The sequence below is a fragment of the Pseudomonas sp. PDM16 genome (genome assembly GCF_014851865.1).
Lineage (GTDB): Bacteria > Pseudomonadota > Gammaproteobacteria > Pseudomonadales > Pseudomonadaceae > Aquipseudomonas.
This window is the reverse complement of sequence record NZ_JACVAM010000001.1, coordinates 519,189-546,060: the sequence shown is the minus strand read 5'-3', so window position 1 is coordinate 546,060 and position 26,872 is coordinate 519,189. Positions and strand designations below refer to the sequence as shown.

26 protein-coding genes are annotated in these 26,872 nt (G+C 62.4%); 11 read left to right on the top strand and 15 right to left on the bottom strand.

All coding sequences use genetic code 11. From position 1 onward, the window contains the following. Nucleotides 1-582, bottom strand: a complete 582-nt coding sequence (locus IB234_RS02440) for a hypothetical protein (RefSeq protein WP_192315528.1) — start codon at nucleotides 580-582, stop codon at nucleotides 1-3. Continuing rightward, entirely contained in the window at nucleotides 557-1,312 is a 756-nt protein-coding gene (locus IB234_RS02435; protein ID WP_192313289.1) for an SURF1 family protein, read from the bottom strand. Before IB234_RS02435 ends, IB234_RS02440 begins: the two co-directional genes overlap by 26 nt. 77 nt (nucleotides 1,313-1,389) lie before the next feature. Between IB234_RS02435 and IB234_RS02430 the strand changes: the two genes are divergently transcribed. Beyond that, nucleotides 1,390-1,593, top strand: a complete 204-nt coding sequence (locus IB234_RS02430) for a twin transmembrane helix small protein (RefSeq protein ID WP_192313286.1) — start codon at nucleotides 1,390-1,392, stop codon at nucleotides 1,591-1,593. A gap of 6 nt (nucleotides 1,594-1,599) precedes the next feature. Here the strand turns inward: IB234_RS02430 and IB234_RS02425 are convergent, their stop codons facing one another. The 4 genes from IB234_RS02425 to coxB are packed head-to-tail and all read right to left on the bottom strand — an operon-like array spanning nucleotide 1,600 to nucleotide 5,821. Further along, nucleotides 1,600-2,487 carry a cytochrome c oxidase subunit 3 gene (locus IB234_RS02425; RefSeq protein WP_192313283.1) on the bottom strand — a complete coding sequence of 296 codons (888 nt, stop codon included), beginning with the start codon at nucleotides 2,485-2,487 and terminating at the stop codon, nucleotides 1,600-1,602. 14 nt (nucleotides 2,488-2,501) lie between these two features. Then, nucleotides 2,502-3,080, bottom strand: a complete 579-nt coding sequence (locus IB234_RS02420; RefSeq protein WP_192313280.1) for a cytochrome c oxidase assembly protein — start codon at nucleotides 3,078-3,080, stop codon at nucleotides 2,502-2,504. A 10-nt stretch (nucleotides 3,081-3,090) separates the two neighbouring features. Further along, nucleotides 3,091-4,692 carry a cytochrome c oxidase subunit I gene (gene ctaD / locus IB234_RS02415; protein ID WP_192313277.1) on the bottom strand — a complete coding sequence of 534 codons (1,602 nt, stop codon included), beginning with the start codon at nucleotides 4,690-4,692 and terminating at the stop codon, nucleotides 3,091-3,093. A 1-nt stretch (nucleotide 4,693) separates the two neighbouring features. Continuing rightward, nucleotides 4,694-5,821: a cytochrome c oxidase subunit II gene (gene coxB, locus IB234_RS02410; RefSeq protein WP_192313274.1), complete on the bottom strand. Its 1,128-nt coding sequence runs from the start codon at nucleotides 5,819-5,821 to the stop codon at nucleotides 4,694-4,696. A 373-nt stretch (nucleotides 5,822-6,194) separates the two neighbouring features. Between coxB and IB234_RS02405 the strand changes: the two genes are divergently transcribed. After that, complete coding sequence (locus IB234_RS02405) at nucleotides 6,195-6,836, top strand: hypothetical protein (protein WP_192313271.1); 642 nt, start codon at nucleotides 6,195-6,197, stop codon at nucleotides 6,834-6,836. A gap of 46 nt (nucleotides 6,837-6,882) precedes the next feature. Here IB234_RS02405 and IB234_RS02400 read toward each other — a convergent pair whose 3' ends face one another. From IB234_RS02400 to IB234_RS02385, 4 genes are all read right to left on the bottom strand, one after another. Further along, nucleotides 6,883-7,608 carry a carbonic anhydrase gene (locus tag IB234_RS02400; protein ID WP_192313268.1) on the bottom strand — a complete coding sequence of 242 codons (726 nt, stop codon included), beginning with the start codon at nucleotides 7,606-7,608 and terminating at the stop codon, nucleotides 6,883-6,885. A gap of 97 nt (nucleotides 7,609-7,705) precedes the next feature. Next, a complete protein-coding gene (locus IB234_RS02395) occupies nucleotides 7,706-8,767 on the bottom strand; it encodes a PA0069 family radical SAM protein (RefSeq protein ID WP_192313265.1) in 1,062 nt (353 codons plus the stop codon). A gap of 66 nt (nucleotides 8,768-8,833) precedes the next feature. Then, nucleotides 8,834-9,307 carry a hypothetical protein gene (locus IB234_RS02390; RefSeq protein ID WP_192313262.1) on the bottom strand — a complete coding sequence of 158 codons (474 nt, stop codon included), beginning with the start codon at nucleotides 9,305-9,307 and terminating at the stop codon, nucleotides 8,834-8,836. Between the two features lie 87 nt (nucleotides 9,308-9,394). Next, nucleotides 9,395-10,390, bottom strand: coding sequence for a bile acid:sodium symporter family protein (locus IB234_RS02385; protein WP_192313259.1), 996 nt, complete (start codon nucleotides 10,388-10,390; stop codon nucleotides 9,395-9,397). Nucleotides 10,391-10,470: 80 nt separating this feature from the next. Here IB234_RS02385 and IB234_RS02380 point away from each other — a divergent pair, with 80 nt between their 5' ends. After that, a complete protein-coding gene (locus IB234_RS02380) occupies nucleotides 10,471-11,262 on the top strand; it encodes an AraC family transcriptional regulator (protein WP_192313256.1) in 792 nt (263 codons plus the stop codon). A gap of 13 nt (nucleotides 11,263-11,275) precedes the next feature. On the opposite strand, the gene IB234_RS02375 is transcribed toward IB234_RS02380, so the two are convergent. From IB234_RS02375 to prlC, 3 genes are read right to left on the bottom strand one after another with little or no spacing between them, the layout of a single operon-like run. Beyond that, on the bottom strand, nucleotides 11,276-12,478 hold the full coding sequence (locus IB234_RS02375; RefSeq protein ID WP_192313253.1) for an acyltransferase family protein: 1,203 nt from the start codon (nucleotides 12,476-12,478) through the stop codon (nucleotides 11,276-11,278). Nucleotides 12,479-12,526: 48 nt separating this feature from the next. Next, the gene (locus IB234_RS02370) at nucleotides 12,527-12,787 is read right to left on the bottom strand and encodes a YheV family putative zinc ribbon protein (RefSeq protein WP_192313250.1); all 261 of its coding nucleotides are present in this window, start codon (nucleotides 12,785-12,787) and stop codon (nucleotides 12,527-12,529) included. Further along, nucleotides 12,787-14,835, bottom strand: a complete 2,049-nt coding sequence (gene prlC / locus IB234_RS02365) for an oligopeptidase A (RefSeq protein WP_192313248.1) — start codon at nucleotides 14,833-14,835, stop codon at nucleotides 12,787-12,789. Before prlC ends, IB234_RS02370 begins: the two co-directional genes overlap by 1 nt. Nucleotides 14,836-14,959: 124 nt before the next feature. Between prlC and IB234_RS02360 the strand changes: the two genes are divergently transcribed. The 8 genes from IB234_RS02360 to IB234_RS02325 all read left to right on the top strand — a co-directional run bounded on the left by IB234_RS02360 (nucleotide 14,960) and on the right by IB234_RS02325 (nucleotide 24,194). Next, nucleotides 14,960-15,502: a gamma carbonic anhydrase family protein gene (locus tag IB234_RS02360; RefSeq protein ID WP_192313245.1), complete on the top strand. Its 543-nt coding sequence runs from the start codon at nucleotides 14,960-14,962 to the stop codon at nucleotides 15,500-15,502. A 210-nt stretch (nucleotides 15,503-15,712) separates the two neighbouring features. Further along, complete coding sequence (locus tag IB234_RS02355) at nucleotides 15,713-17,161, top strand: glycosyltransferase (RefSeq protein ID WP_192313243.1); 1,449 nt, start codon at nucleotides 15,713-15,715, stop codon at nucleotides 17,159-17,161. Beyond that, nucleotides 17,158-18,606, top strand: coding sequence for a glycosyltransferase (locus IB234_RS02350; protein WP_192313240.1), 1,449 nt, complete (start codon nucleotides 17,158-17,160; stop codon nucleotides 18,604-18,606). Before IB234_RS02355 ends, IB234_RS02350 begins: the two co-directional genes overlap by 4 nt. After that, nucleotides 18,603-19,460 (top strand): class I SAM-dependent methyltransferase, encoded by an 858-nt coding sequence (locus IB234_RS02345; protein WP_225580209.1) that lies wholly within the window; start codon nucleotides 18,603-18,605, stop codon nucleotides 19,458-19,460. The genes IB234_RS02350 and IB234_RS02345 overlap by 4 nt, the downstream gene beginning before the upstream one ends. Nucleotides 19,461-19,471: 11 nt before the next feature. Next, nucleotides 19,472-20,641, top strand: coding sequence for an acyltransferase family protein (locus tag IB234_RS02340; RefSeq protein ID WP_192313237.1), 1,170 nt, complete (start codon nucleotides 19,472-19,474; stop codon nucleotides 20,639-20,641). Nucleotides 20,642-20,678: 37 nt separating this feature from the next. Further along, nucleotides 20,679-21,527, top strand: coding sequence for a class I SAM-dependent methyltransferase (locus tag IB234_RS02335; RefSeq protein WP_192313234.1), 849 nt, complete (start codon nucleotides 20,679-20,681; stop codon nucleotides 21,525-21,527). A gap of 8 nt (nucleotides 21,528-21,535) precedes the next feature. Further along, nucleotides 21,536-22,963, top strand: coding sequence for a hypothetical protein (locus IB234_RS02330; RefSeq protein ID WP_192313231.1), 1,428 nt, complete (start codon nucleotides 21,536-21,538; stop codon nucleotides 22,961-22,963). A gap of 88 nt (nucleotides 22,964-23,051) precedes the next feature. Next, the gene (locus IB234_RS02325; protein ID WP_192313228.1) at nucleotides 23,052-24,194 is read left to right on the top strand and encodes an acyltransferase family protein; all 1,143 of its coding nucleotides are present in this window, start codon (nucleotides 23,052-23,054) and stop codon (nucleotides 24,192-24,194) included. Here the strand turns inward: IB234_RS02325 and IB234_RS02320 are convergent. After that, a complete protein-coding gene (locus tag IB234_RS02320; RefSeq protein WP_192313225.1) occupies nucleotides 24,164-25,156 on the bottom strand; it encodes an asparaginase in 993 nt (330 codons plus the stop codon). The genes IB234_RS02325 and IB234_RS02320 overlap by 31 nt on opposite strands. A 120-nt stretch (nucleotides 25,157-25,276) precedes the next feature. Beyond that, nucleotides 25,277-26,725, bottom strand: a complete 1,449-nt coding sequence (locus tag IB234_RS02315) for an alanine/glycine:cation symporter family protein (RefSeq protein WP_192313222.1) — start codon at nucleotides 26,723-26,725, stop codon at nucleotides 25,277-25,279. Between the last annotated feature and the right edge of the window lie 147 nt (nucleotides 26,726-26,872).

The following is a 26,872-nucleotide window of genomic DNA, read 5'->3' as shown; positions in this document are numbered from 1 at the left end:
TCAGCCGATCTGGGAGAGCTTCAGCAGCAGCCGCAGATCATTGAGGATGTCCTTGCCCTTGGCCTTGACGTCGTAGCGCAGTACCAGATTGCCCTGCGGATCGACTATCCACAGCTGGGCACCTTGATTCGCCGGTACTGCCTTGTCGTAGCGCGACGCGTCCAGGCTGTAGCGACCCAGCTGCGGGTATTCGCGTTTCAGTGTCTCGTCGTAGTCGGTGGCTAGCGGGCGGGACACTGCCAGACCATGAGCCGCGCGCGTCGCATCACGATTGAGGCCAACATGGATCTGCCGGGCGGTGTAGACCAACTGGCGGCAATCTTCGGCGCAGTCGCCGGGTGCGGTGACCAGCATCTGCCAGCTCTCCCGAGCGGCGCCTTGCACGCCGATATCGGCCAGCTGACTGCCGTCGCCGATCAGCGTGCCGTGGTAGTTGCGTCCGTCCGGCACCCAGAAGCGCCACTGGTACATGGCGGTGGCAAGGATCATCGGGCCGATTGCCACCAACAGCAGCAGGATCAGTTGCCAGCGCCCGCGGCCACGGGCCGATGGCGCCTCAGAGGTGGAAAGTGCCGGATTCATGGCTGGGCTCATGCTGATTCTCCCGCGCGGTCTGTCTAGAGTTGTGCACACCGAGATAGAGGTAGAGGCCGACCAGAGCGGCGGCCAAGGCAAACCACTGCACGGCGTACCCCATGTGTTTCTCCGGCCCCATGGCCACCAGCGGCCACTCGGCCTGGTAGGCGGCGGGGCCGGGTTCGAGGCGAACTTCATAGGCCATGCCGCCACGGCCAAGCTGACGCCACAGGCGCTCGGGATCGACGGCAGTGATCAGCCGAGGCCAGTCGCCGCCAGCCGGGTCCGCCTGCAATTGAAAAGTGCTGCCGACTGGCACATACACCCTCGCCACCAGCTCCACCGGTTGTTCCGGTGTGCTGAAGGCGGGCGGTGTGCGTCGATCCGGCCAAGGCAGCCAGCCACGGTTGACCAGAATCCACAGGCCGCTGGACTGATCGTAGAAAGGCTGCAGCAGCTCGACACCGACCTGACCACCGCGCTGGCGATTGTCCAACAGCAGGCTGTGACGCTCGTCGAACTGGCCCTGCAGGCGAACCCGCAGGTGAGCAAGGTCGGCACGTCGTTCAAGATCGTCCATAGCCAGGGGCGCCTCATGCTCGCGGGCCTCGAAACCGGCGAGCAAGGCTCGCTTCTCCTCGGCACGCGACAGCTGCCAGAAGCCCAGGCCGATCAGCAGCGGCAGCAACAGAGCCACCACGATGCTGGGTAGCACACCCGGGCGAAAACTGTTCAAGGCCTTCCCCCGAACGCCCGAATGCGGCTGGCTATACTGGAACTGCACCCCATCTACCTCATCCCCCGGAGTCACGCATGCTCAAGGCCGCGATCATCCTCCTGCTGCTGGCCACCCTGGTCAGCCTGTTCAGCGGCCTGTTCTTCCTGGTCAAGGACGAGGGCCACGGCTCGCGGGTGGTCAACGCCCTGACCGTCCGCGTGATTCTGGCCGCCGCTACCCTGGCACTGGTCGCCTGGGGTTTCTACAGCGGCCAACTGGTCTCTCATGTCACCTGGTAGCCCTCGTCACAGCACGTAGACGAAGACGAACAGCCCGATCCACACCACATCGACGAAGTGCCAGTACCAACTGGCCGCCTCGAAGCCAAAGTGCTTGTCGGCATCGAAATGCCCCCGCATCACGCGGACGAACATGATCGTCAGGATCAGCGCGCCGAGCGTCACGTGAGCACCGTGGAAACCGGTGAGCATGAAGAAGGTGGCGCCGTAGATGCCCGAGCCCAGGGTCAGACCCAGTTCGTTATAGGCATGCACGTACTCCTCGACCTGCAGGATCAGGAAGGCAATGCCGAGCAGCACGGTCAAGGCCAGCCAGATTTTCAGCTGCTTGCGGTTGTTCTTTTTCAGCGCGTGGTGGGCGAAGGTCACGGTGAAACTGGAAGTCACCAGCAGGAGGGTGTTGATCAGCGGCAACCCCCAGGCCGAAATCACCCCGCTGGGCGCCGGGAAGAGTTTCGGGTCCGGCGTATTCAGCAGCGGCCAGGTGTACTCGAAGTTCGGCCACAACATGTTGGAGACGCCCTTGTCGCCTTCACCTCCGAGCCACGGGCCGGCCCACATGCGGATATAGAACAGGGCGCCGAAGAAGGCAGCGAAGAACATCACCTCGGAGAAGATGAACCAGCTCATGCCCCAACGGAACGAGCGGTCCATCTGCGGGCTATACAGCCCCTCGCGACTTTCCTTGATCACGTTGCCGAACCAGCCGAACAGCATCCAGGCGAGGATCAGGCCACCGATAAAGAAGATCAGCGGGCCATTGGATTCCGCGCGATCCGCCTTGAGGTCGTTGAACCAGGTGCCGACACCGTAGACGGTGGTGAGCATGCCAATGGTGGCGATGATCGGCCACTTGCTCTGGGCGGGAACGTAGTAGTTCTCGTGACTCGACATTTTTCTTGTTCTCCTTATGGAGCCGCCCGGGTAGGGGCTGTCTGGGCAAGAGTCGCCTGCGCGACGGGTGGTTTGCGCGCAGTGATATCGAACAGGGTGTAGGCCAGGGTCAGGTGCTTTACATCCTTGGGCAGGTCACGGTCGACGATGAAGCGCACCGGCATCTCGATGCGCTCGCCCGGCTGCAGCACCTGTTGGGTGAAGCAGAAGCACTCGGTTTTGTGAAAGAAGGCGGCGGCCTTGGACGGCGCCACGCTGGGAATAGCCTGGGCGGTCATCGGCTTGTCGGTGGGGTTGTACGCGATGAACAGCATCTCGTTGCTCGCTCCGGCCGACACCGTCAGCTCGTCCGCCGTGGGGCGGAACTCCCAGACCATGTCCGCAGCATTGGTGGCGAGAAACTGCACGCGCACCTGGCGCTGCTCGTCCACCACCTGCTCGCCCTGGAAGGCGCCGGCGGTCTTGCCGTTGATACCGAAGGCCTGGCACATCACGTCGTAGATCGGCACCAGGGCGAAGCCGAAGGCGAACATGCCGACCACTACCGCCAGTAGGCGGAGGACCAGACGGCGGTTGTCCAGGGCTTCGCTCATGGCCGTTCTCCTACTTCACTTCCGGTGGCGTGGTGAAGGTGTGGTAGGGCGCTGGCGACGGCACCGTCCATTCCAGCCCCTCGGCACCGTCCCAAGGCTTGGCCGGTGCCGGCTTGCCGCCACGGATGCACTTGATGACGATGAACAGGAAGAGGAGCTGGGTGGCACCGAAGGTAAACGCGCCGATCGACGAAATCATGTTGAAGTCGGCGAACTGCAGGTTGTAGTCCGGAATTCGCCGTGGCATGCCGGCCAGGCCGACGAAGTGCATCGGGAAGAAGGCCATGTTCATGCCGATGAAGCTCATCCAGAAGTGCAGCTTGGCCAGAGTCTCGTCGTACATGTGGCCGGTCCACTTGGGCAGCCAGTAGTAGGCGGAGGCGAAGATGCCGAAGATCGCCCCAGGCACCAGCACGTAGTGGAAGTGTGCCACCACGAAGTAGGTGTCGTGATACTGGAAGTCCGCCGGGGCGATGGCCAGCATCAGCCCGGAGAAGCCGCCGATGGTGAACAGGATGACGAAGGCCACGGCGAACAGCATGGGAGCCTCGAAGGTCATCGAGCCCTGCCACATGGTGCTTACCCAGTTGAATACCTTCACTCCAGTGGGCACGGCAATCAGCATGGTGGCGTACATGAAGAACAGCTCGCCGGTCAGCGGGATGCCGACGGTGAACATGTGGTGCGCCCAGACGATGAACGACAGGAAGGCGATAGCTGCAGTTGCGTAGACCATCGAGGTATAACCGAACAGCGGCTTGCGCGCGAAGGCCGGGATGATCGAGCTGACGGCACCGAAGGCCGGCAGGATCATGATGTATACCTCGGGGTGGCCGAAGAACCAGAACACGTGCTGGAACAGCACCGGATCGCCGCCACCGGCCGCACTGAAGAAGCTGGTGCCGAAGTGGATGTCCATCAGCATCATGGTCACCACCCCGGCTAGCACCGGCATCACCGCGATCAGCAGGAAGGCGGTGATCAGCCAGGTCCAGACGAACAGCGGCATCTTCATCAGGGTCATGCCGGGGGCACGCAGATTGAGGATGGTGGCGATCACGTTGATCGCACCCATGATCGAGCTGATGCCCATCAGGTGCACGGCGAAGATGAAGAAGGTCACCGATTCCGGTGCGTACGTCGTCGACAGTGGCGCATAGAAAGTCCAACCGAAGTTCGGCCCGCCACCTTCCGTGAACAAGGTACTGACCAGCAGGCCGAAGGCCGCCGGCAGCAGCCAGAAGCTGAAGTTGTTCATCCGCGGCAGGGCCATGTCCGGCGCGCCGACCATCAGCGGGATCATCCAGTTGGCCAGGCCGACGAAGGCCGGCATCACGGCGCCGAACACCATGATCAGGCCGTGCATGGTGGTCATCTGGTTGAAGAACGCCGGCTCGACGATCTGCAGGCCCGGCTGGAACAGCTCGGCGCGGATCACCATGGCCATGGACCCGCCGAGCAGGAACATGGCGAAGCTGAACCACAGGTACATGCTGCCGATGTCCTTGTGGTTGGTGGTCAGCACCCAGCGCATCAGGCCCTTGGCGGGGCCGTGGTGGTGGTCATGCCCGGCATGACCATGCTCTTTGTGAGAGTCGATCACAGCACTCATGTCACTTCTCCTCGGCCTGCTTGAGCTCAAGCACTTCTTTCGGGGTCACCATGTCTCCGACGTTGTTGCCCCAGGCGTTGCGCTCGTAGGTGATGACGGCGGCGATATCCACTTCCGACAGTTGCTTGCCGAACGCGGCCATGGCCGTGCCCTGCTTACCGTGGTAGACGATGTCGAGGTGATCCTTCTTCGGTCCGAGGGCGATCTTCGAGCCTTTGAGTGCCGGGAACATTGGCGGCAGACCCTGGCCTTCGGCCTGGTGACAGGAGGCGCAGGCGGTGTGGTAGACCTTGTCACCGCGCTCGACCAGCTCTTCCAGCGTCCACTCCTTGCTGGTCAGCTCCTTGATCTTGGCAGCCTGTTCCTTGCGCTCGGCCAGCCACTTGGCGAAGTCTTCCTTGCTCTTGGCCTCGACTACCACGGGCATGAATCCGTGGTCCTTGCCGCACAGCTCGGTGCACTGGCCACGGTAGATGCCGGGCTCCTCGATACGCGTCCAGGATTCGTTGACGAAGCCGGGAATGGCGTCCTTCTTCACAGCGAGAGCTGGCACCCACCAGGAGTGGATCACATCAGCAGCAGTGATCAGGAAGCGCACCTTGGTCCCCACCGGCACCACCAGCGGCTCGTCGACCTCCAGCAGGTAGTGCTCGTCCTTCTCAGCCTTGTTGTAGATCTGGGCGGATGGAGTGGCCAGGTTGCTGAAGAATTCCACATCCTGGCCCAGGTACTTGTAGTGCCATTTCCACTGGTAGCCGGTGACCTGGATGTCCAGCTCGGACTCGGACGTGTCATAGATGTCGATCAGGGTCTTGGTGGCCGGTACGGCCATCACCACCAGGATGACGAAGGGCACTACGGTCCAGAGGATCTCGACCGTGGTGCTCTCGTGGAAGTGCGCGGGCTTCTGCCCGGTGGAGCGGCGGTGGACCAGCATCGACCAGAACATCACGCCGAATACCACCACGCCGATCACGACGCAGATCCAGAAAATGATCATGTGCAGATCGAAGACTGAACGGCTGACCTCGGTGACACCCGGCAGCATGTTCACTGCCCACTCGGCGTGCGCCGAGCCAAATGCCAACCACAGCAGGAGGCCCATCCAGACTCGTGGATGTCGCATCATTGCGGGTTCCCCTCGTTGTTCTTGTTATCCCGCCGGCTAAGCCTGCGGCTAAGGGATCGACTGCCGATACTGCTGGCCTACAACTTGTCGAAACCTCTCCGTGCCGAAGCCCGTCCGGTTCCATCAGGTTCACGCCTTGCGAGTTCGAGTATAGACAGCGACTGCGACATCACAACGCAGCCAGAAAAATAACGCCCGATTTCTGCCAGCCCCCGTCGCGCTAGGGCGGCGCAAGCTGCATGGCAGAGCGGTGGCGCTTTTTATAGCCCGTCCGCATAACCATGAAATAATTATGACAATCCGATCTTAGTCATTGCCCGATGCCAGCTAATGTGAGTTTTTTGCTTCCACTTCATGTCCATCCGGAGTCGTCATGAACACCGCCGCCCTGCGCGAACAGATCCAGCTCGCCCTCTCTCATGAATCCACCAGCGGCGCTCTCGCCCGCCAGCTCGACAGCCAGCTCGATCGTCTGCACCCGACCATCCGGCTGCCCGCCAGTGATGCTCGTGGCGTGCTCGAACGCTTCGTCGCCGCCTATGTGGAGCAGGTGCCGGATGTGCTGGATGCGGCCAATGCCGTGGCGCGAGAGGCTGGCATCGAACCGCAGGTGAAGCCAGTGCTGAAGCTGGCTGAGCAGTTTTTCCTCAGCCCGCCGAGCATCATGGAGGGGCATCAGGGCCTGGATGCGCTGCTGGACGAGGCCTATCTGGCCCACCGCATGGTCGAGGAAGTGAACGACCGTTATATCGCTCATCTGGGCCAGCCATTGATCCCGCTGGATACCACAGTGGCTAACGTGATCGCCCACCAGCTGATCGGTGAACCGTTCGCCAACCAGCTCGACGAAGCCGTGCACCATGCGGTGGAAGAGATGCTGGGCGAGCAGGTGTTCCAGCAGGACTCGGTGCAGGAATATCGCACTCGCCTGAGCAACCCGCAGACGGTGGCGGCCTGGCAGAACTGGCCATGCCTGTCGCGCCAGCTGGGTGTGGAGCTGGGCCTGCCAGCCTGAGCTCGTTCCAGATGCAACAAGGCCCGCTTATGCGGGCCTTGTCGTTTCAGCGCGCCGGATAGCGCGCCTTGGGCGTGGCCATCGGCACCACCTCGCCGTCCAGCGGCAGGAAGTTCCCACTCTCGGCGTCGTAGGCACGGATCGCGCTGGTCTCGATGTCGTATACCCAGCCGTGGATGAACAGCTGACCGCTGGCCACGCGCGCCGCCACCGAAGGGTGGGTGCACAGGTGGTTGAGCTGGGCCACCACGTTTTCCTCGGTGAGGATGCCCAGGGTGTCGTGGCCGTCGCAGCCGCAGTTGGCCTCGACCACCTTGAGCGCTACCTCACTGTGGCGCAGCCAGGCTTTTACCGTCGGCATGCTCTCCAGAGTCTCGGGAGCCAGTACCGCCTTCATCGCGCCACAGTCGGAGTGACCGCAGACGATGATGTGCTGCACGCCCAGGGCCAGCACCGCGTACTCAATGGCGGTGGAAACCCCCCCCATCATCTGCCCGTAGGCCGGCACCACGTTACCGACATTGCGGGTCACGAACAGGTCGCCCGGCGCGCTCTGGGTGATTAGCTCGGGGACGATGCGCGAGTCGGCGCAGGTGATGAACATGGCGCGCGGGTTCTGCGCGCTGGCCAGCGCCTTGAACAGTTCTTCCTGCTGCGGGAAGACCTCGTTGCGAAAGCGCTTGAAGCCGCCAACGATGGCGCTCAGGGCCTCGTCGGCGCTTTCCGGCGCTGTACGCGCCTGCAGGGGAATGGCGTTGTGCTTGTAGGGCATGGCGTCTCACCTCGTGCTGGACCGTCGCGCTTGAGCGCGGTGTGGATTATCGACCTGGCATGCGGACAGTTGCCAGCATCGGTGAGTCACATTTCGTTTACAGCAGCGCCAGTTGCTGTCCAGGCGGGGCGAACTGGCTGCAATCGAGATTGAAGCCGTCACGGTGGGTCAGCCCAAAGCGCTTGCGCGCCAGGCGGAAGCGCTGCGACAGCAGGTCGGCAAAGGCACCTTCGCCGCGCATGCGGCTGCCGAAGCGGCTGTCATAGTTCTTGCCGCCGCGGGACTGGCGGATCAGGCTCATCACGTGCTCGGCGCGCTCGGGGAAATGGCTCTGCAGCCATTCCTCGAACAGCTCGGCAATCTCCAACGGCAGGCGCAGCAGCACGTAACCGGCCGAATTGGCGCCGGCATCGCGGGCAGCCTCGAGAATACGCTCCAGCTCCATGTCGTTGATCATCGGGATGATCGGCGCCACCAGCGCCGTCACCGGTACCCCGGCCTGACGCAGGCTGCGCATGGCCCGCAGGCGCGCGCCGGGCGAGGCGGTGCGCGGCTCCATGATGCGCTTCAGTTCGTCGTCCAGCGTGGTCAGGCTGAACGCCACGCTGACCAGGTTGCGGCTGGCCAGCTCCTGCAGCAGGTCGAGGTCACGCAGGATCAGTGAGCTCTTGGTGACTATGTGCAGCGGATGGCGAAAGCGCAGCAGAATCTCCAGGGCTTGGCGGGTCAGGCGTTGCTCGCGCTCGATCGGCTGGTAGGCGTCGGTGTTGATGCCCAGGGCAATTGGCTGTGGCGTATAGCCGGGCTTGCTCAGTTCCTCCTCCAGACGTTCGGCCAGGTTGGTCTTGGCGATCAGCCGGGTCTCGAAGTCGATGCCCGGCGACATGTCCCAATAGGCGTGACTGGGTCGGGCGAAACAGTAGATGCAGCCATGCTCGCAGCCGCGATAAGGGTTCACCGAGCGGTCGAAGCCGACGTCGGGCGACTGGTTGCGGGTGATCACCGTCTTGGCTCGCTCGGCACGTACCTCGCTAGCGCGGCAGGGCGGTGTTTCGCTCTGGAACCAGCCGTCGTCCTCGACCTCGTTGCGAGTCGGGGCGAAGCGATTGTGTGGATTGCTGGCGGTGCCGCGGCCACGGGGCGGCAAGATGACGGACATGGATATTGCTCCATAATACTGTATGCATGAACAGTATTATGATTCGCACCCACACGCCAGCGGCGACTACTCCTCTTTGACCGGCGGAGGCGGCGTGAAGGGCTCGATCACATACTCGCGGCCATGCCGGCGGCAATCCTCGAGAGTGCCTTCAGCGTTACGCCGGGTCACCAGGAAGGTGCTGCCACGCGAATCCTCGGCGTCGATCACGCCGGTCTGCAGGTCGACGCCATCGCTCACTACCGCCGAGAGGAAATCTTCGACCCAGTCCCCCTCGCCATGCCAGCGCAGGATCATCTGCGCCTCGCGCCAATGCACCGAGACGAACTCCAGGCCGTAGTCCCAGCGATAGCCCAGTAGGCAGAAATGGTTGGTGGCGGTATTCGCCTTCTGATAGGCCAGTAGCAGACGCAGTTCGGCCTCGGGTTGGCGGTAGCGGGCCTCGGCGACTGGGTCGAAGCGTGCGTTCATTCCGGAGTAGATCGATGGGCCGAAACCTTCAGCAGCGACCAGGTCCAGCGAGGCAACGAGCAATGACATTCCCATCAACCTCTTCCATGAGTATTTGCTCATCGTTCATGACCCTCCAGGGTGCTGCGGCACTCTAGCGCCGCGCCGACTACCCGGCTAGGGGTCGACCTGCCCCATCAGTTCGCGGATCGACTCCGGGCGCCGCGCATAGCGCTGCGCCAGCACCGCGCAAACCATCAGCTGGATCTGGTGGAACAGCATCAGTGGCAGGATCAGCAGGCCGATGCTGCTGCCGGCGAACAGCACCTGGGCCATGGGCACGCCGGTGGCAAGGCTCTTCTTCGAGCCGCAGAAGAGGATGGTGATGCGATCCTCCAGCTCGAAGCCGCACAGCCGCGCGGCGCCGTGCGTCACCAGTAGCGCCAGCGCCAATAGTACGCAGCAGGCCAGCACCAGGCCGGCCATCGCCGGCAGCGGTACCTGATGCCACAAGCCCTCGACCACCGCCGCGCTGAAGGCGCCGTAGACCACCAGCAGGATCGAGCCCTGGTCGACGAAGCGCAGCCAGTGCTTGTTGCGCCCGACCCAGTCGCCGATCCAGCGCCGCGCGATCTGCCCGGCAATGAACGGCAGTAGCAGCTGTACGGTGATCTTGCCGATGGCGTCCAGGGTCGAGGCGCCGTCGCCGTGCACGTCCAGCAGCAGCGTCACCAGCAGCGGCGTGAGGAAGATGCCGAACAGGCTGGACGCTGCTGCGCTGCAGATCGCCGCCGGCACGTTGCCCCGCGCCAGTGAAGTGAACGCAATGGCTGATTGCACCGTGGCAGGCAGGGCGCATAGGTAGAGCATGCCGAGGTACAACTCGGGGCCTACCAGAGGTGCCAGGATCGGGCGAAGCGCCAGGCCGAGCAGAGGAAAGGCGATGAAGGTGCAGGCGAACACCAGCAGGTGCAAGCGCCAGTGTCCGGCACCGGCGATGATGGCCGAGCGCGACAGCTTCGCGCCGTGCAGAAAGAACAGCAGGGCGATGGCCAGGTTGGTGATCCAGTCGACTGCTACCACTGCCTGGCCTTCGGCTGGCAACAGGCTGGCAGCCAGCACTACGGCGACAAGGGCCTGGGTGAACGGGTCGGGAAGAAGGCGACGGAGCATGGCATAGGCTCGGCTTGCGGGACGATGGAGCTCAACTTATCTTGATCCATCGTTGCCGACTAACGCCAAAGAGCCAATCAGTGTCGCCAAACAGACAGAGCGATGTAGTGCAACGCCAGGTACCAGGTCTGGTGGGACTGCCCAGGCCATTGTACGGGCGCGTCGAATCGCTGCCCAACCAGGCATTGACCTTCATCCATAGCCATCCCTGGGTGCAGCTTTCCTACGCTATCTCCGGTGTGCTGGAGGTACAAACGGCAGGCGCCCGTTTCCTCGCGCCGCCGCAACGAGCTGTGTGGGTTCCTGCGGGGGTCGAGCATCGGGTGTTCAGTTCCGCCGGTACGGAAATGCGCAGCCTGTACATTGCCAGTGACGCGGTGCCTTGGGGGGCGGAAAGCTGTCAGGTGCTGGCGGTCAGCCCACTGCTGCGGGAGCTGATCGACAGCTTCAGTGCGGTACCGGTCGAGTACGACGAGGCAGGCGCACCTGGGCGTTTGGCGGCCGTGTTGCTCGATCAGCTATGCATCGCTCCATCGGTCGAGCTGTCATTGCCGTTGCCGAGTGACGAGCGTCTGCAGGCCATATGTGCTGGCCTGGCCGAGCCATCACTGCAGCACCTGGGGCTGGCGGAGTGGGGCTTGCGCCTGCGGGTGTCCGAAAGAACCCTGAGCCGCCTGTTCCTTCGCGACACCGGGCTGAGCTTTCGCCAGTGGCGCCAGCGCTATCGCCTGCTCGAGGCCTTGGTTCCGTTGGAGCGTGGCGAGCGGGTGACGGATGTCGCTCTGGCTTGTGGCTATGACTCGCTGTCGGCCTTCATCGCGGCTTTCCGCCAGCAATACGGTACTACGCCCGGCGAGTTCTTTCGCAGATAGGTCCCGCTGCGCTCTATCTCGCCGGCTCCATTTGTTCGATCGACTCTGCGGACTCCTGAGTGGGCATGCGAGCCAGTTGCCTACCGTATTGACGACAAGGCATTTCCACCAGGCGATAGGTCATCTCCGCAGCCAGGCCGATGGCAAGCCCGGTGGACAACATGAACAGAACTATATCCGGCCAGGCCTGCAGCAGCAGAGGTTCGGGGAAAGCTAGCGCTCGTGCGGCACCATAGAGGGGGAAGTGGACCAGGTAGAGAGCGTAGGAGCGCGAGCTCACCCAGTTCAGCACGGATCCAGAGCCGATACCGACATTGCAGGCGGCTAGCCACACGAGGGCGGCACTGGTGAGTGCCAAACCCGCCGCTGTTGAGACGCCTGGGACTATCTCGGCGCCGAAGGTGGGCAGCCAGCCGAGTAGCAGGATGAGGGCGACAGTCATCATGCGTCCCGCATGGTATCGGGCCAGCTTGCCGGCGATGCGGAAGGTACTCTGCGAGTACAGGCTGAACAGCCCGAGCACGACGCCCCATAGGAGTCCATCCACACGGAAGAACCAGGCAGGGCTGAACAGGGGCCGATGCCATGGAACCAAGGTGACGATCACCAGCAGGATGGCGGGTATCAGCAGCCGTCGGGGCAGCAGCAACAGGAGAATCGGTAGCAGCAGGTAAAACTGCTCTTCGAGGGACAGGCTCCAATAGTGACTGACCCCAAGGCCTCTCCCGCAATGCGAGCGCCATGCCTCGCTGGACCAGCAGCCGGCCGAATGCACGTTGGCTATCTGAAGAAAAGCGGCCAGCGCATCGGCAGCCATGCCGGATATCGACGGATACAGCAGAGCAGGGCCTATGAGCAGGGAGAGCAGAAGTGGAAGGAGCAGCCAGAGCCAAGCGGCGGGCAGCAAGCGAAAGGCTCGTCTGATCCAGAAGGCTCGCAGCGCTGGCCACCAGTCGCGACCAAGGGCTCGAGCCTGCATGAATCCCGCCAAGGAGCGGGTGATCAGGAAACCTGAGATGGCGAAGAACAGGTCTACCCCGCTCCACAGGTCGAAGAACCGGGGAAGGGTGGTTGGCCAGGAGTTTTCATCGATCGGGAGATGGACCAGCAGCACGAAGATGATCGCGACAGCTCTGAGCGTATCCAGGTGTGGAAAGCGATCGCCTTCCCTCGCTTGAGAGATCGGCAATATCCGACTGTTCCCGTCTCTGCTCATGTTCACTTCCTTGTGACACTGTGCTTTTGGCCCGACCGGCAGTGCCCGTCAGCTTTTCTTCAACTTGGGATTGGGAAAGAACTGCACCGTCTGACCCGTGCTCGCCGTTGGTTTGGCCGCCGCCTTGCTGACCCTCGTGCCTAGCTCCTTGGGTACCGACTGGCCCTGGGCGTTGAGCGTGTCGGCATAGCCACAAGCCACGCATTCTCGATGCGGCGTGCCATCTTCGTCCCACATCTTGATGGTGTCCATAGCGCTGCACGCCGGGCACACGGCGCCGGCGATGAAACGCTTCTTCGGCTCGCTCATCACGCCGCCTCCTGACTCAGGCCGAGGTGGCGCAGCAGGGCGTCGATGCTCGGCTCGCGGCCACGGAAGTCGACGAACAGCACCATCGGCGCCTGCGAGCCGCCACGGGCCAGGATCGCCTCGCGGAAGGCGCGGCCGGTGGCCGGGTTGAGCACACCTTCTTCCTCGAACTTGGAGAAGGCGTCGGCGGACAGCACTTCGGCCCACTTGTAGCTGTAGTAACCGGCCGCGTAACCACCGGCAAAGATATGCGCGAAGCTGTTGGCGAAGCGGTTGAAGGCCGGCGGACGCACCACCGAGACCTCATCGCGGATGCCTTCAAGCACCTGCAGCACGCTGCGGCCATCACCGTGGCTGGCGTGCAGCTCGAAGTCGAACAGTGAGAATTCCAGCTGGCGCACCATCATCAGGCCGGACTGGAAGTTCTTCGCCGCCAGCATCTTGTCCAGCAGTGCCTGGGGCAGCGCCTCGCCGGACTCGTAGTGGCCGGAGATCAGCGCCAGGCCCTCGGGCTCCCAGCACCAGTTCTCCATGAACTGGCTCGGCAGCTCCACCGCATCCCAGGCCACGCCGTTGATGCCGGAGGCACCGGCATGTTCGACGCGGGTCAGCAGGTGGTGCAGGCCGTGGCCGAACTCGTGGAACAGGGTGGTGACTTCATCGTGAGTCAGCAGCGCCGGCTTGCCGCCAACGGCAGGGGTGAAGTTGCACACCAGGTTGGCCACCGGGCTGATCAGGCTGCCCGAAGCGGCGCGGCGCTTGTCGCGGGCGCCATCCATCCAGGCGCCGCCGCGCTTGTTGGCGCGGGCGTAGAGGTCGAAGAAGAAACGGCCGACGTGCTGGCCGTTCTCGCGGATCTCGAACAGGCGCACGTCCGGGTGCCAGGTATCGAAGTCCTTGAGCTCGTTGATCTCGATGCCGTAGAGCTTCTGCACGATGGCGAACAGGCCGGAGAGCACCTTGTCGATCGGGAACCAGGCGCGCACTTCCTCCTGGGAGATGCTGTAGCGCTGCTGGCGCAGCTTCTCGCTGAAGTAGCCGACGTCCCAGCTCTGCAGGTCGCTGACGCCTTGCTCGGCGGCGAAGGCCTTGAGTTCTTCCAGGTCCTGGGCGGCGAAGGGTTTGCTGCGCACGGCCAGGTCGCGGAGAAAATGCAGAACCTGGTCGGTATTGTCGGCCATCTTGCTGGCCAGGCTCAGTTCGCTGTAGTGGGCGAAGCCGAGCAGGCGGGCCAGCTCCTGGCGCAGGTCGAGCAGCTCGGCCATCACCGGGCCGTTGTCGTTCTGTCCGGCATTCGGGCCCTGGTCGGAGGCGCGGGTGCAGTAGGCGGTGTACAGCTCTTCACGCAGGGCGCGGTCGTCGGCGTAGGTCATCACCGCGTAGTAGCTGGGGAATTCCAGGCTGATCAGCCAGCCGTCCAGCTCCTTGGCCTGTGCGGCCTGGGCCATCTGTGCCTTGGCCGAGTCGGTGAGGCCGGCCAGGGCCGCCTCGTCAGTAATGTGCTTGGTCCAGGCCTGGGTGGCATCGAGCAGCTGGTTGGAGAAGCGGCTGCCCAGCTCGGACAGCTTCATCTGGATCTCGCCGTAGCGCTTCTGCTGCTCGGCCGGCAGGTCGATACCGCTCAGGCGGAAGTCGCGCAGGGCGTGTTCGAGGATGGTCTTCTGCGCCACGTCGAAGCCTTCTGCGGCCGAGCTCTTGGCCAGGGCGTCGTAGGCCTCGAACAGCGGTTTGTTCTGGCCCATCTCGGTCCAGAACTCGGAGAGCTTGGGCAGGCAGGCCTCGTAGGCGCCGCGCAGCTCGGCGTTGTTGCACACCGCGTTGAGGTGGCTGACCGGGCTCCAGGCGCGGCCCAGGCGGGCGTTGAGCTCATCCAGCGCCAGCACCAGACCGTCCCAGCTCGGATTGGCCTGCTGGGTCTTGAGCAGCTCGGCGATGGCCGCGCGGCTGTCGGCGAGGATCTGGTCCACGGCCGGCTCGACGTGCTCGGGCTTGATCAGGGAATAGGGCGGCAGGTCGAAGTCTTGCAGCAGGGGATTGGCAGCGGTCACGGCGAGGCACCTTTGATTGTGCGAATGCAGATACAGGTTATGGGGTCGCGAGCGACCTTTAACAACCGGAATGCGCCGAATGTTAATTACAATCGGCGCCATCCGCAGCCTGAAGGAGACTATCGTGGCGATTCGAACTTACCAGGGCACCGCTCCGCAGCTGGGCCCGCGCGCCTTTGTCGACGCCTCGGCGGTGGTCATCGGTGACGTGGAGCTGGGCGAGGATGCCTCGGTGTGGCCGATGGCCGTGGTGCGCGGCGACATGCACCGCATCAGGATTGGCAAGCGCACCAGCGTGCAGGACGGCAGCGTGCTGCACATCACCCACGCCGGGCCGTTCAACCCGGACGGCTACCCACTGCTGATCGGCGACGAGGTGACCATCGGCCACAACGTCACCCTGCACGGCTGCACCCTGGGCAACCGCATCCTGGTCGGCATGGGCAGCATCGTGATGGACGGCGCGGTGGTCGAGGACGAGGTGGTGATCGGCGCCGGCTCCCTGGTGCCGCCGGGCAAGGTGCTCGAAAGCGGCTACCTGTACGTCGGCAGCCCGGTGAAGCAGGCCCGCGCGCTGAGCGACAAGGAGCGCGCCTTCTTCGCCTACAGCGCGGCCAACTACGTGAAGCTCAAGGACTTGCATCTGAGCGAGGGGGCGGATGGGTAACTTGGGGGAAATGGAATGCCAAGCAATTCATGACTATGCGGTCAGCGTCTCATGCAGCTTGCAACGATCGATAAATGCTGCTGCTATGCACGCCGACATCTTAGGCGGATCTTCAATCCATGAGGGCCAGTGCCCTCCATCCCGCGGGAACCTCAGCCATACAGCGGCAACATTGAGGTATCGATCCCGCGGCCTAAATAAGCAAAACCCATGATCATTCTTGTCAGTTCAAAAATCACTCAATCGAACATTCAGGCATCCCTGGGCAAGCCGGAATACAGCTATTTCTTCCTGCTCAAGGAGTTTCTGCCAGCGTTGGAGCGCATTGCCCGGGTCATCCCGGTCGATTCTGTCCAGGAAGTCGATGAGCTGTATCGCCAGCACACTGCTGTCGGCGAAAAGGTGGTTTTCCTTAGTGTGAGTCCACCGCAGCAGACGCCAGTTGACCTGTCTTGCCCCACGGTTTGTCTGTTCGCCTGGGAGTTCGACAATGTGCCTGATCAGCCCTGGGAAGGTGAGCCCCGCAATGATTGGCGATATGTTCTGCAGCGTATCGCTGGGGCGATAGCTTGCAGCCGTGAGTCGGCAGATGCCGTGCGTAAGCTCATGGGGGCGGATTACCCTGTGGTATCCATTCCGGCGCCGGTATGGACACGCTTTCAGGACCTGATGCCTGAACAAGGCTGGCAATCCTGTCGGGAAGGACGTGTGTTCGAGTTCACCGGCTACGCCATCGACAGCCCCATCCTGGGGCTGTCCGCTGACGGACTGGTACAGCACATGGCGCGCCCCGAAGCCTTTCAGCCCTCGGTAGATGCCAAAAGACTTATAGGGCGCAAGGAGCGTAGCCGGATTCTTTTTCGGTCGTGGCGCGAGGCAATGCGTAACCGCCACCTCGCACGTCAGGCCGCCATGCCTGCGGGCAAGCAACCGCCTCCGAGCGAGGCAGGGGCTCATCCGGTACAGGCATGTCGCTTCGAACTGTCTGGCGTCGTGTTTACCAGCGTCCTCAACCCCCGTGACGGACGTAAGAACTGGATCGACATTGTCACGGCGTTCTGCTGGGCCTTTCGTAGTACGCCCGATGCCACACTGATCCTGAAGATGACCCATCACGATCTGGAGTACTACCGGATTGTCCTTCTGACATTGCTCTCCCGGTTGGCTCCGTTTCAGTGTCGGGTGCTGGTGCTACACGGATTCCTCGATGACGAGCAGTACCGTGAGTTGGTTTCCGTGAGCGATTTTTACGTCAATGCCTCTACCGGTGAAGGCTTGTGTCTGCCGTTGATGGAGTTCATGTCCAGCGGCAAGCCGGCCCTGGCGCCGCGGCACACTGCGATGCTCGATTACGTGGATGAAGACGTGGCTTGTGTGGTTCAGACCTCCGTCGAATTGGCATGCTGGGCGCACGATCCCTGCGGAATCATGCGCACCCGGCGCCACCGGCTGAACTGGCAGTCGCTGATGGAAGGTTACCGTGCCTGCTATCGCCTTGCCCGCGAGGATGCTGAAGGCTACCGGCACATGTCGCTGCGGGCCTGGCAGCGCCTGCGCGACTTTTCCGACGTCCCGCTGGTGGCGGACCAGCTCGAATCGTTCCTGGCTCCGCTGGCAGCAAGCTCGGCAGCCGAAAAGCGTCTGGGGGCGAGTGCATGAAGTTTCTGGTGTATTCGGCAATGAACGCCGAGACGGTGGTGCACAACTTCGGCGAGCCGGAGTACAGCTACTACTTTGTGCTGCGCGAGTTCATGCCGCTGCTGCACAGCCTGGGCGAGGTGGTGGTGATCGCCGATCCAGAGAGGGAGGTCGACGCGATCTATCAAGAGGCCGTCGAGCAGGGCGAGAACTGCGTCTTCCTCAGCTTCTCTCCGCCACATCTGACCCGCCGCGATCTCGCCTGCCCGACTATCCCGGTCTTTGCCTGGGAGTTCAGCAGCATGCCCGGCGAGACCTGGTGGGAAGATTGTCCTGAAAACGACTGGCGCTTGAGCCTGCAGCATTGCGGCGCTGCCATCGTCCATTCGCAGCAGAGCGCGCGGGTGGTGCGCGAACTGATGGGAGAGGACTTCCCCGTGGTGTCGATTCCCGCGCCGTTGTGGGACCGCCTGGATGCGATGCGTGCGCAACTCTTGACTGCGCCTGTCGAAGCCCTGGCGCCTGTCTGTATCGAACGGGGAGTGGTGTTCGATACCCACGATCCCAAGCTGTCCCGCTGGCTGCCGAGCGAGGAGCACATGATCCGCGCAGTGGCGGAGTCCCGAGGACTGATCCCCATCGACGAGGAACAGGGCTATCGCCGCATGAGCCAGGGCGTGAGGGCGATTACCTACAGGCATCTGGTGGCCTGGTGTAGGCAGGTGCTCACCCCGAGTCTGCCGTTGCCGCTGCGGCCGCTCGTCGACGTGCTAATTGGTGATCCCTGGCACGCTGGCAAGCGGAGCGTCAAGCTGGGCGGAGTGGTGTTCACCAGCCTGTTCAACCCTCATGACGGGCGCAAGAACTGGGTCGACATGCTCACCGCGTTCTGCACCGTGTTCAAGGATGAGCCGAGCGCGACCCTCGTGTTCAAGCTGGGCCATCATCGCTACGAAGACGCCATTCAGGGCATTCTGATGGTGCTGCCGCGCCTGGAAACGTTTCGCTGCCGGGTCGTGGTCATGCACGGCTACCTGAGCGATGAGGCCTATACAGACCTGCTGCGCGCCACCCACTTCGTGGTCAACGCGTCCTACGGCGAGGGCCAGTGTCTGCCGTTGATGGAGTACCTGTCCTGCGGCAAACCGGCGGTGGCCCCTCGCCATTCGGCACTAACCGATTATATGGATGAAAGCGTGGGCTTCCTCGTCGACAGCTGGGCTGATGCGACCGCCTGGCCGCACGATCCCCGGGTGGCCTACCGGACCTTGCGCCAGCAGGTGGACTGGTCGTCGCTCTGCGAAGCCTTCGGGGCCGCGTATCGTTGCTATCGGGATGATCCCGAGCGGTATCGGCAGATGGCCAGGAACGCTATCGAGAGGATGCACGAGCATTGCTCGCTGGCGACGGCGCGCCCGCGGCTGACCACTCTACTAGAACAGATGATGACCAAGGAGCCAGCATGATTCCCGAATGGCTGCGCATGCCCACGCTGGAGCAATGGGAGCAGAAGAAGCTGGAGCCCGACTTCCTGGACTCCCGCAACGTCGGATTGATCGACGCGGTCAATGCTGGCTGGTACCAAAACGATAGCGACGAGCTGTTCCGCGGCTTTCCGATCACTGCCGACGACATCGTCGTGGATGTGGGTTGCGGCGCCGGTGGCGCCACACTGTTCTGCGCCAGACGCGGTGCCCATGTGATCTATTGCGATGTCAGCGAGAAAAACATCGAGCAGCTCTCGGAGCGCATTGGTGAAACTCCTGCGCGCGCCAGCCAGGGCATCGTCACTGACTGCACACCGCTTCCCCTGGAGAGCAACTGCGCTTCGCGCGTGATTTCGATGGAGATGCTCGAGCATGTCGATGATCCTGCCGCTGTGCTCAGCGAGCTGGCGCGCATCGGCCGGCCGGGTGCGCTGTACTTGATCTCGGTGCCTGATGCCGTGACCGAAAAGATGCAGATTCCCTTCGCTCCGCCAGAGTATTTTCAGAAGCCGAATCACATCCACATCTTCGAGCGCGACGAACTTGCGCAGCTGGTCACGGATGCCGGCCTGGAAGTTGTAGAGCGCTCCAGCTATGGCTTTTTCTGGAACCTCTGGTTATGCATGTACTGGATTTGCAAGAAAGCCGTCGATGGAACGCCTGAGCAGGTGTCCCATGACGCTGCTCAACCGCCTTATTTCCCGCTACTGGATGCTTGGACATCGGTATGGGGTCGGCTTATCAGCCTCCCCGAGGCAGCACCCATGCGCAAGGCATTGGATGAGGCGCTGCCCAGAAGCCAGATCATCATTGCGCGCAAACCCCTGGTCTGAAGTAAGAGCTCATGAGCAAGGAACGCATCCTCGACATCGAAGTACTGCGCGCGGTGGCGGTTCTGGCCGTCGTGGTGCATCACGCCAGGGGTAACCTACTGACTTGGACTTCTCCCGGCCTGGAAAGACTGGAGGTTTATTTCGGTGGCTGGGTGGGTGTGGATCTGTTTTTTGCTATTTCGGGGTTCGTAATCGGGCGCAGTCTCCTGCCTCAGTTGCAGGCCAGCAGTGACAGTGTTGGCGCGTTCCGAGTGACTCTGGCCTTCTGGATTCGTCGTGCATGGCGACTTCTGCCTTCCGCCTGGTTGTGGCTGGCGCTGATTCTCGTGGCTTCAATCGTGTTTCGGGAGTCTGATGTTTTCGGTGATGTCCGCGCCAATCTGGAGGCCACAATAGCGGGAGTACTGCAGGTCGCTAACCTACGCTTCCTCGAAACATTCGGACGGGGTGAGTATGGTGCTAGCTTCGTTTACTGGACCCTGTCGCTGGAGGAGCAGTTCTATCTGCTACTGCCGTTAGCGGTACTTTTGCTGCGCCGATGGCTGGTGCCCGTTCTGCTGCTAATCGTGGCCTGGCAACTGGTGACCGAGCGCAGCCTGACGATGATGTTGTTCAGATGCGATGGCCTTCTGCTGGGGGTATTGCTGGCTATCTGGAGTCGCCACCCGACATATGCACTGGCACGCCCCACTTTCCTGCTGCGAATTCCGGCAAAAGGGACTCTAGTTCTGCTGCTCGTCATGCTCTTCATGGGTATGCTGGGCTCGGATGTTCTGAAGATCACGTCGCATCGCATGAGTCTGCTGGCCTTGCTCAGCGTGCTGATGGTCTGGCTTGCCTCCTACAACGATGACGTGTTCCTGTTTTCACCGCTACGAGAGATTTTCGCCTGGTTGGGCTCACGTTCTTACGCGATCTATCTGATCCACATCCCCGCTTTCTTCCTGACTAGGGAGGTCTGGGCCAGACTGGCTCCGGGACAGCCGGCTGACGATGCGTTCTTCTATCGCTATGTCTTGACTGCCGGATTGCTGATCCTGCTTCTCAGCGAGCTGAACTATCGCTTGGTGGAAACGCCCTTGCGTCGCCGGGGAGGTCGAATCGCGGCCCGGTTCGCTCGACAAGAGCAAACAGGCAACGATACCGATGCGAGTGGACGTCAGCGTGAGCTGTCCGCTTGAGGCTTAAAAGGCGTCACCAATATGCAAGGAGAATGACATGCTGGCTGGCTTGAAGCGGCTTTTTCGGGGGAGCGATGGCGTGCCTGTGCCTATGCAGGAACCGCCCTCTACCGCCCAGTCCGCGGCGGCAGAGATAGTGGAGCGGGACGATTCCACTCTGACGGATACCTATCTGAGTGGCTGGTTTCGGCATGAGACCGGGGAGTTGTTCGAGGGCTTCCGCATCGATCCCGAAGACTCGATTCTCGATATCGGTTGCGGCGATGGTCCCTTCGCCCACTTCTGCGCGACTCGCGGGGCCGAGGTTATATTTGCCGATATCGATGCGAGCAAGGTGGACGCCGTCAGCGCCATGCTCAAGGATTCCAATGCGCGTGCGGTGATGCCCCTAGTGACCGATGCCAAGCCGATCCCGCTGGAGGATGGCCGGGTCAACAAGGTCATTGCGATGGAGGTCCTTGAGCATGTCGAGGACCCAGCGGCGTTCATGCGTGAAATCGTACGTGTGGCCAAGCCGGGTAGCCAGTTCCTGCTGACCGTTCCTGATCCTGTGGGCGAGGGAGTCCAGCGCGATCTGGCGCCACCCAGCTACTTCGAGGCGCCTAATCACATTCGGGTTTTCGGCCGGGACGAGTTCGAGCGTCTGGTGGTCGAGTCCGGCTTGGTCATTGAGCGCCGCACTAGCTACGGCTTCTATTGGTCAATCTGGTGGTTCTTCTTCTGGGCTTGCAAGCAGGACCTCAGCCCGCCATGGCATCCGCTGCTGCAAAGCTGGACACAGACCTGGAACATGCTGTTGTCCACTCCTGATGGCCCTCGCATCAAGAAGGCTCTGGACCAGGCCATGCCGAAAAGCCAGGCCATCATCGCCCGCAAACCGGAGTGAGCGGGCAGATGGCGCTATCGGCTTTCTCTGCCGCTATGCGCCGTGAAAGGCTGTTCCTGGGGGTTTTCGCCGTGTTGTTGCTGGCTGCATTTATTGTGCGGCTGGGCATGGCCTTCGAGTTTCCCGTTCCTTGGAGTGACGAGACGGCTTTTATCGCTCAGGCATATGCGCTGAGTACCGATGGCACCTTCTTCGTCGATGCTCTCAATGCCGAACGGGTGGTGATGTGGATGCCACCGGGCTACATGTTGTTGCTGGCAGGCGTGTTCGAAGTGTTCGGCTACAGCTTCGATACTGCACGCTGGGTATCGACTCTCTGCTACCTGTCCATTGCCGTGCTGGCGCTGGTGCTGGTACGGCAGCTAGTGCTGCCCGGACGCTACTTGTGGCTGGCGCTGGCAGCCACTCTGCTGGCCTTGCTGTCGCCCTATATGCTGGCGGCCAGCAATATCGCCCGGATGGAGGCGCTGTACACCGCACTGTTCCTGGCGTCGCTGCTAGCTCTGCTCAAGGGCCGCCCCGGCCTCGGTTTGGCACTGGTGTTGATCGGTGCCGTTGTGCACTTCAATGCGGTGTACATGCTGCTGCCCTACGCCGCGCTGGTGCTCTGGACCATCATGCGCCGACATACACTGACCCTGAATGCCACGGACTTGCTGGCGCTGGTGCTGGCGCTCTTGGCTCTGACCGGTTACGGCCTGATGGTGGCCGGCAACCCAGGCGGCTTCATCGAGGATATGAAGTTCCAGTTCGCGTTCAAGAGTCTGGGCGAGCCAATGGGAGGAAGCTCAGGCTGGCTGAAACTGGGGTTGGCGTTGTCGATTGCTGGGGGGCAGCTTCTTTACTCTCGGCGCTTTGGCTCGGATGTGGTGCTATCTCTCTACGGCACGGCCTTCATGGCTTTGGCGCTGCATGGTCAGAGCATGTGGTACGACTTCGCTTTCGTTCTGGCGGACTGGCTGCTACTGCTGAGCATTCTGGCAACTCTTGCGAGAGCGGAGAGGCGCTGGCGGCGACTAGTTGGTCTGATGTTGGCTGCTGGTCTATCAGTAGCTCTGTTGGGCCACGGCTATGGCAAGCGTGAGCACTTTGCTGCGCTCTGGCCCCGTGCCGAGCTGCTGACCCAATCTTTTCTGTCTCCGTCCGAAGTCGAGCGCGTTCGTGACTGGATAAGTGATTTACCCAAGGGGACACGCGTTTCTTTCGGCTACAGCGGGGTCGAAGCATTCTTTTTCGACGAGTTGCATCGCGCCGGCGCGACATGGAGTGGTACCCGCCATAGCGTGACCCAGGTATTGCCGATGCGGCGGGATGATTTCCGGGTAGTTTGCGACAGTTCTCTCTACCCGGCTTACCTCTTTATCTTCGATTGGGACATTACCCCTCCCCGGGAAGGGGGCGATACGGGGTGTCGCATCATAAAACTGACGAATTAATCTCGGCGGTTTTTCTCTGCTGCAGATATTTTCTGACGTCACCCGGCTGGATGGCCGGTACATGAAATGGCGATAAGGATAAGAACCAATGAGCCAGCATGTCCTGAACAGGGGAAGGGCCGCCTATTTTCCGGCGTTGGATGGTGCGCGTGGATGGTCGGCCATCGGAGTTCTGGTTGCGCACGTGAATATGGCCTGGTTCCCCGGTGCCATGATCCTGATGGATCTGTTCTTCGTCATCTCGGGGTTTCTGATCACTTCCATTCTGTGGCGAAGTGTCAGAAAGCGGAAGCGCGTCAGCCTGGCTCGCTTCTGGAGGCGCCGCCTGATGCGCCTCTACCCGGCACTGCTGCTGGTGGTCGTCAGCTGTACGCTAATGGCTTGTGCGCTGGTTGAGGACCCTGTTCCGTCATTGCAGGACGCTCTGGCGACGCTACTGTACTACTCGAACTGGACCAAGTTGGAAGGCAGCATCTATCCGACGCTGTTCGGCCAGACATGGTCGCTGGGGATCGAGGAGCAGTTCTATCTGTTGTGGCCGCTGATATTCCTTGCTGCGCTCAAGCTGCGTCTGAGCGTCCCTCAGACGGTGACCCTTCTGGTTGCGCTGGCGCTGACATGCATGGCCTGGCGCTATTACCTGATCGCCGGGGGAGCATCCTGGTCACGCCTCTACTATGCCCTGGATACCCGCATGGATGCGTTCGCCATAGGCGGGATACTGGCGATGATTTACCCCTACCTGCGTGATTGGAGCCGCGGTGCGGTCGCCCACGTATTGTTGACTCTCGGTGTGCTGACTCTGGGGGTACTGCTCTATGTCGGGACCCCCCGGGAAGTCGAGTACTTCTACTGGCAGCAGAGTGCGTCGGTGGTGCTGTCGGCCGTCATGGTGATCCTGCTGGTGTCTCCGCGAATCGGTTTCGTTCAGCGAGTATTCAGCTCGAAGCTGAGCATTTTCCTGGGCCAGCGTTGCTACAGCATCTACCTGTGGCACTGGCCAATCATCTGGCTGCTGGTGGTGAATACCGATTTCAGAGATGGCAGCCTTCTGATGGTCGTGCTGCCACTCGTTCTTTTGCTATCCAGCCTGACCTACGCCTGGGTCGAGCTTCCATTCATGTCCCGTCGCTTTGTACCGATGGAGACAATCACCATCGCCGCGCCGTCGGAGGAGCCAGTCGCCGATGCCGTCGAATCTCAGTCCGCCATTTCCCCGCAGAGATCATGAGCGAACAGCCGCTCGATCTCTGATGGGGACAGGCCACTGCCGACCAGGCTGAACAGCTTGCCCAGGGCCGCCTCGCGGGTCATGCCGCCGCCGCTGATCAGGCCGATCTCGGCCAGAGCGCTACCGGCGGCATAGACCTCGAAGTCGACATGGCCGAGTGGGCACTGGCTGATGGCGGCCAGCACCACGCCGCGCTCACGCGCTTCGCGCAATACGGCGAGGAACTCGGGGTCGTCGGAGGGGCCGGTGCCACTGCCGTAGCACTCCAGCAGCAGAGCCTCGACGCCGCTGTCCAACACGGCACGCAGCTGCCCCGTGGTCAGTCCGGGGAACAGCGGCTGCACGGCCAGCACCACTTCGCGACGTGGCTGGCGGTAGTGCAGAGCTGTTGGCAGATGCTCCTCATGCTGGCCGTGGCGTACGCGGGCCATGTTGATGAAGGCGTCGAAGGCCTCGCTCTTCATCTTGCTGGTGCGAGCGCCATGCAGCAGTTGGCCATTGAAATACAGGTGCACACCTGGCAAGCAGCCATGGCTCAGCGCGGCCAGGGCGCCGAACAGGTTGGGCCAGGCGTCGCTGCCCGCTGCACCGGCCGGCAGCATGGAGCCGGTCAGCACCACGGGCACCGGAATGCCCAGCAGCAGGAAGCTCAGTGCCGCGGCGCTGTAGGCCAGGGTGTCGGTGCCATGCAGCAGCAGCACGGCATCGAAGCCGTCCTCGTCGACGGCCTGGATGATGGCTTCACGCATGGCCAGCCAGTTGGCCTGGCGCATGTTGGCACTGTCGATCGGCGGACTCAGCTCGCGGAACTGCCAGGCCGGGGCAGGGCGCTCCGGGTGCAGGGCCTGTTCGGCCATGAGGCGATCCTCGAAACCGGACGCCGGGGCAAGGCCCGACTCGCTCATTTCCATGCCGATGGTGCCGCCGGTGTAGAGCACCAGCAGGTTCTGAGAAGGGGTCATGCGCGTATCCCAACAGGTAGCGGTACGGGTGGGTGTGTCACCCGAGTGTAACGGCCTGGTTGCCGAGGTAGGACAAAGAAAAAGGGGGCTACGTGCCCCCTTTTTATTACATCGGATGACTCAGCGTTGGTGCAGGCCGTGAGCGATCTCGATGCGCTCGTCGGCAGCAGCCGGCTGCGGGTTGGCTGGCCAGGCGACGGGGTCGAGGTCCAGGTCGGCGAAGTCCTTCGGATCGAACACCGGGGTAGCGACACCGGCCTTGCGCTGGGCGTCGTAGTCGCGCATCAGGCGCAGGCCGACCTTGATCAGCATGGCCAGAGCGACCAGGTTGACCAGCGCCAGCAGGGTCATGGTGATGTCGGCGAAGGCGAACACGGTGCCGAGGTTCTGCATCGAGCCCCAGAAGATCAGCGCCAGCACCAGGCCGCGGTAGATCATCAGCGGGCCGCGGCCACGGCCGACGAGGAACTGCAGGGCGTTCTCGCCGAGGTAGTAGTTGTAGAGGATGCAGGTGAAGACGAAGAGCGACAGGGCGACGCTGACGAAGATCCGGCCCCAGTCACCGACCACGGCGGCCAGCGAGTTCTGCGTGAGGATGATGCCGTCGCCCTCGAAGCCCGGGGTGTAGAAGCCGGACAGCAGGATCAGCAGGGCGGTGCAGGTGCAGATGACAAAGGTGTCGAGGAACACGCTGAACGCCTGGACCACGCCCTGGGCTACCGGGTGTTTCACCGCGGCCACGGCGGCCACGTTCGGCGCGCTGCCCAGGCCGGCTTCGTTGGCGAACACGCCGCGCTTCACGCCCATCACGATGGCGCTGCCGAGCAGGCCGGCGAACGCAGGCTCCAGGCCGAAGGCGCTCTTCACGATGGTGACCAGCATGTCCGGCACCAGCTCGATCTGGCTGGCGATCACATACAGGGTCACAGCGATGTAGGCCAGGGTCTTGACCGGTACCAGCAGGTCGGAGACGGCGGCGATGCGCTTGATCCCGCCGAGGAACACCAGGCCCAGCAGCACGGCCAGGGCCAGACCGGTGTAGTGCACCGGGAAGCCGAAGGCGTTCTCCAGCGAGTGGGTCACGGTGAAGGACTGCAGGCCGTTGAAGGCGAAGCCGTAGGTGACCAGCAGCAGGACGGCGAAGGTCAGCGCCATCCAGCGCAGCTTCAGACCGTGCTGGATGTAATAGGCCGGGCCGCCGCGGTACAGGCCGTCACCATCGGCGCGCTTGTAGGCCTGGGCCAGGGTGCACTCGAAGAAGCTGCTGGACATGCCGACCAGGGCGGTCACCCACATCCAGAACACCGCGCCCGGGCCACCGAGGGTCACGGCGACGCCGACGCCGGCGATGTTACCGGCACCGACGCGGCCGGCGAGGCTCAGCATCAGGGCCTGGAAGGAACTCAGCTGGCCGGCGCTGCCGCGAATGGATTCCTTGAACACACTGAACATGTGGCCGAAATGGCGGAACTGGACGAAACGGGAGCGGATGGTGAAGTAGCTGCCCAGACCCACGATCAGCACGATCAGCAGTTTTCCGGACAGGAAATCATTAAGCATTTCCAGCATGGCGAGGACCTCGATTCTTGTTCTTCGAGTGGTAGGTACGAGACGGCATGGGGCCGTGGGGGCGCATGGTCGACCTGCTGCACGGTGGCGGCAATTTCGCGGGTGGCGGCTATGTGATGCGAGTTGATGCTAGAATTGCGTCGCTCG

Bases quoted from the DNA above. Each gene is read 5' to 3' on its own strand.
- IB234_RS02440 (WP_192315528.1), bottom strand. From the start codon at position 582: ATGAATCCGGCACTTTCCACCTCTGAGGCGCCATCGGCCCGTGGCCGC.
- IB234_RS02430 (WP_192313286.1), top strand. From the start codon at position 1,390: ATGCTCAAGGCCGCGATCATCCTCCTGCTGCTGGCCACCCTGGTCAGC.
- IB234_RS02425 (WP_192313283.1), bottom strand. From the start codon at position 2,487: ATGTCGAGTCACGAGAACTACTACGTTCCCGCCCAGAGCAAGTGGCCG.
- IB234_RS02420 (WP_192313280.1), bottom strand. From the start codon at position 3,080: ATGAGCGAAGCCCTGGACAACCGCCGTCTGGTCCTCCGCCTACTGGCG.
- ctaD (WP_192313277.1), bottom strand. From the start codon at position 4,692: ATGAGTGCTGTGATCGACTCTCACAAAGAGCATGGTCATGCCGGGCAT.
- coxB (WP_192313274.1), bottom strand. From the start codon at position 5,821: ATGATGCGACATCCACGAGTCTGGATGGGCCTCCTGCTGTGGTTGGCA.
- IB234_RS02405 (WP_192313271.1), top strand. From the start codon at position 6,195: ATGAACACCGCCGCCCTGCGCGAACAGATCCAGCTCGCCCTCTCTCAT.
- IB234_RS02400 (WP_192313268.1), bottom strand. From the start codon at position 7,608: ATGCCCTACAAGCACAACGCCATTCCCCTGCAGGCGCGTACAGCGCCG.
- IB234_RS02395 (WP_192313265.1), bottom strand. From the start codon at position 8,767: ATGTCCGTCATCTTGCCGCCCCGTGGCCGCGGCACCGCCAGCAATCCA.
- IB234_RS02390 (WP_192313262.1), bottom strand. From the start codon at position 9,307: ATGTCATTGCTCGTTGCCTCGCTGGACCTGGTCGCTGCTGAAGGTTTC.
- IB234_RS02385 (WP_192313259.1), bottom strand. From the start codon at position 10,390: ATGCTCCGTCGCCTTCTTCCCGACCCGTTCACCCAGGCCCTTGTCGCC.
- IB234_RS02375 (WP_192313253.1), bottom strand. From the start codon at position 12,478: ATGAGCAGAGACGGGAACAGTCGGATATTGCCGATCTCTCAAGCGAGG.
- IB234_RS02370 (WP_192313250.1), bottom strand. From the start codon at position 12,787: ATGAGCGAGCCGAAGAAGCGTTTCATCGCCGGCGCCGTGTGCCCGGCG.
- IB234_RS02355 (WP_192313243.1), top strand. From the start codon at position 15,713: ATGATCATTCTTGTCAGTTCAAAAATCACTCAATCGAACATTCAGGCA.
- IB234_RS02350 (WP_192313240.1), top strand. From the start codon at position 17,158: ATGAAGTTTCTGGTGTATTCGGCAATGAACGCCGAGACGGTGGTGCAC.
- IB234_RS02345 (WP_225580209.1), top strand. From the start codon at position 18,603: ATGATTCCCGAATGGCTGCGCATGCCCACGCTGGAGCAATGGGAGCAG.
- IB234_RS02340 (WP_192313237.1), top strand. From the start codon at position 19,472: ATGAGCAAGGAACGCATCCTCGACATCGAAGTACTGCGCGCGGTGGCG.
- IB234_RS02335 (WP_192313234.1), top strand. From the start codon at position 20,679: ATGCTGGCTGGCTTGAAGCGGCTTTTTCGGGGGAGCGATGGCGTGCCT.
- IB234_RS02330 (WP_192313231.1), top strand. From the start codon at position 21,536: ATGGCGCTATCGGCTTTCTCTGCCGCTATGCGCCGTGAAAGGCTGTTC.
- IB234_RS02325 (WP_192313228.1), top strand. From the start codon at position 23,052: ATGAGCCAGCATGTCCTGAACAGGGGAAGGGCCGCCTATTTTCCGGCG.
- IB234_RS02320 (WP_192313225.1), bottom strand. From the start codon at position 25,156: ATGACCCCTTCTCAGAACCTGCTGGTGCTCTACACCGGCGGCACCATC.
- IB234_RS02315 (WP_192313222.1), bottom strand. From the start codon at position 26,725: ATGCTGGAAATGCTTAATGATTTCCTGTCCGGAAAACTGCTGATCGTG.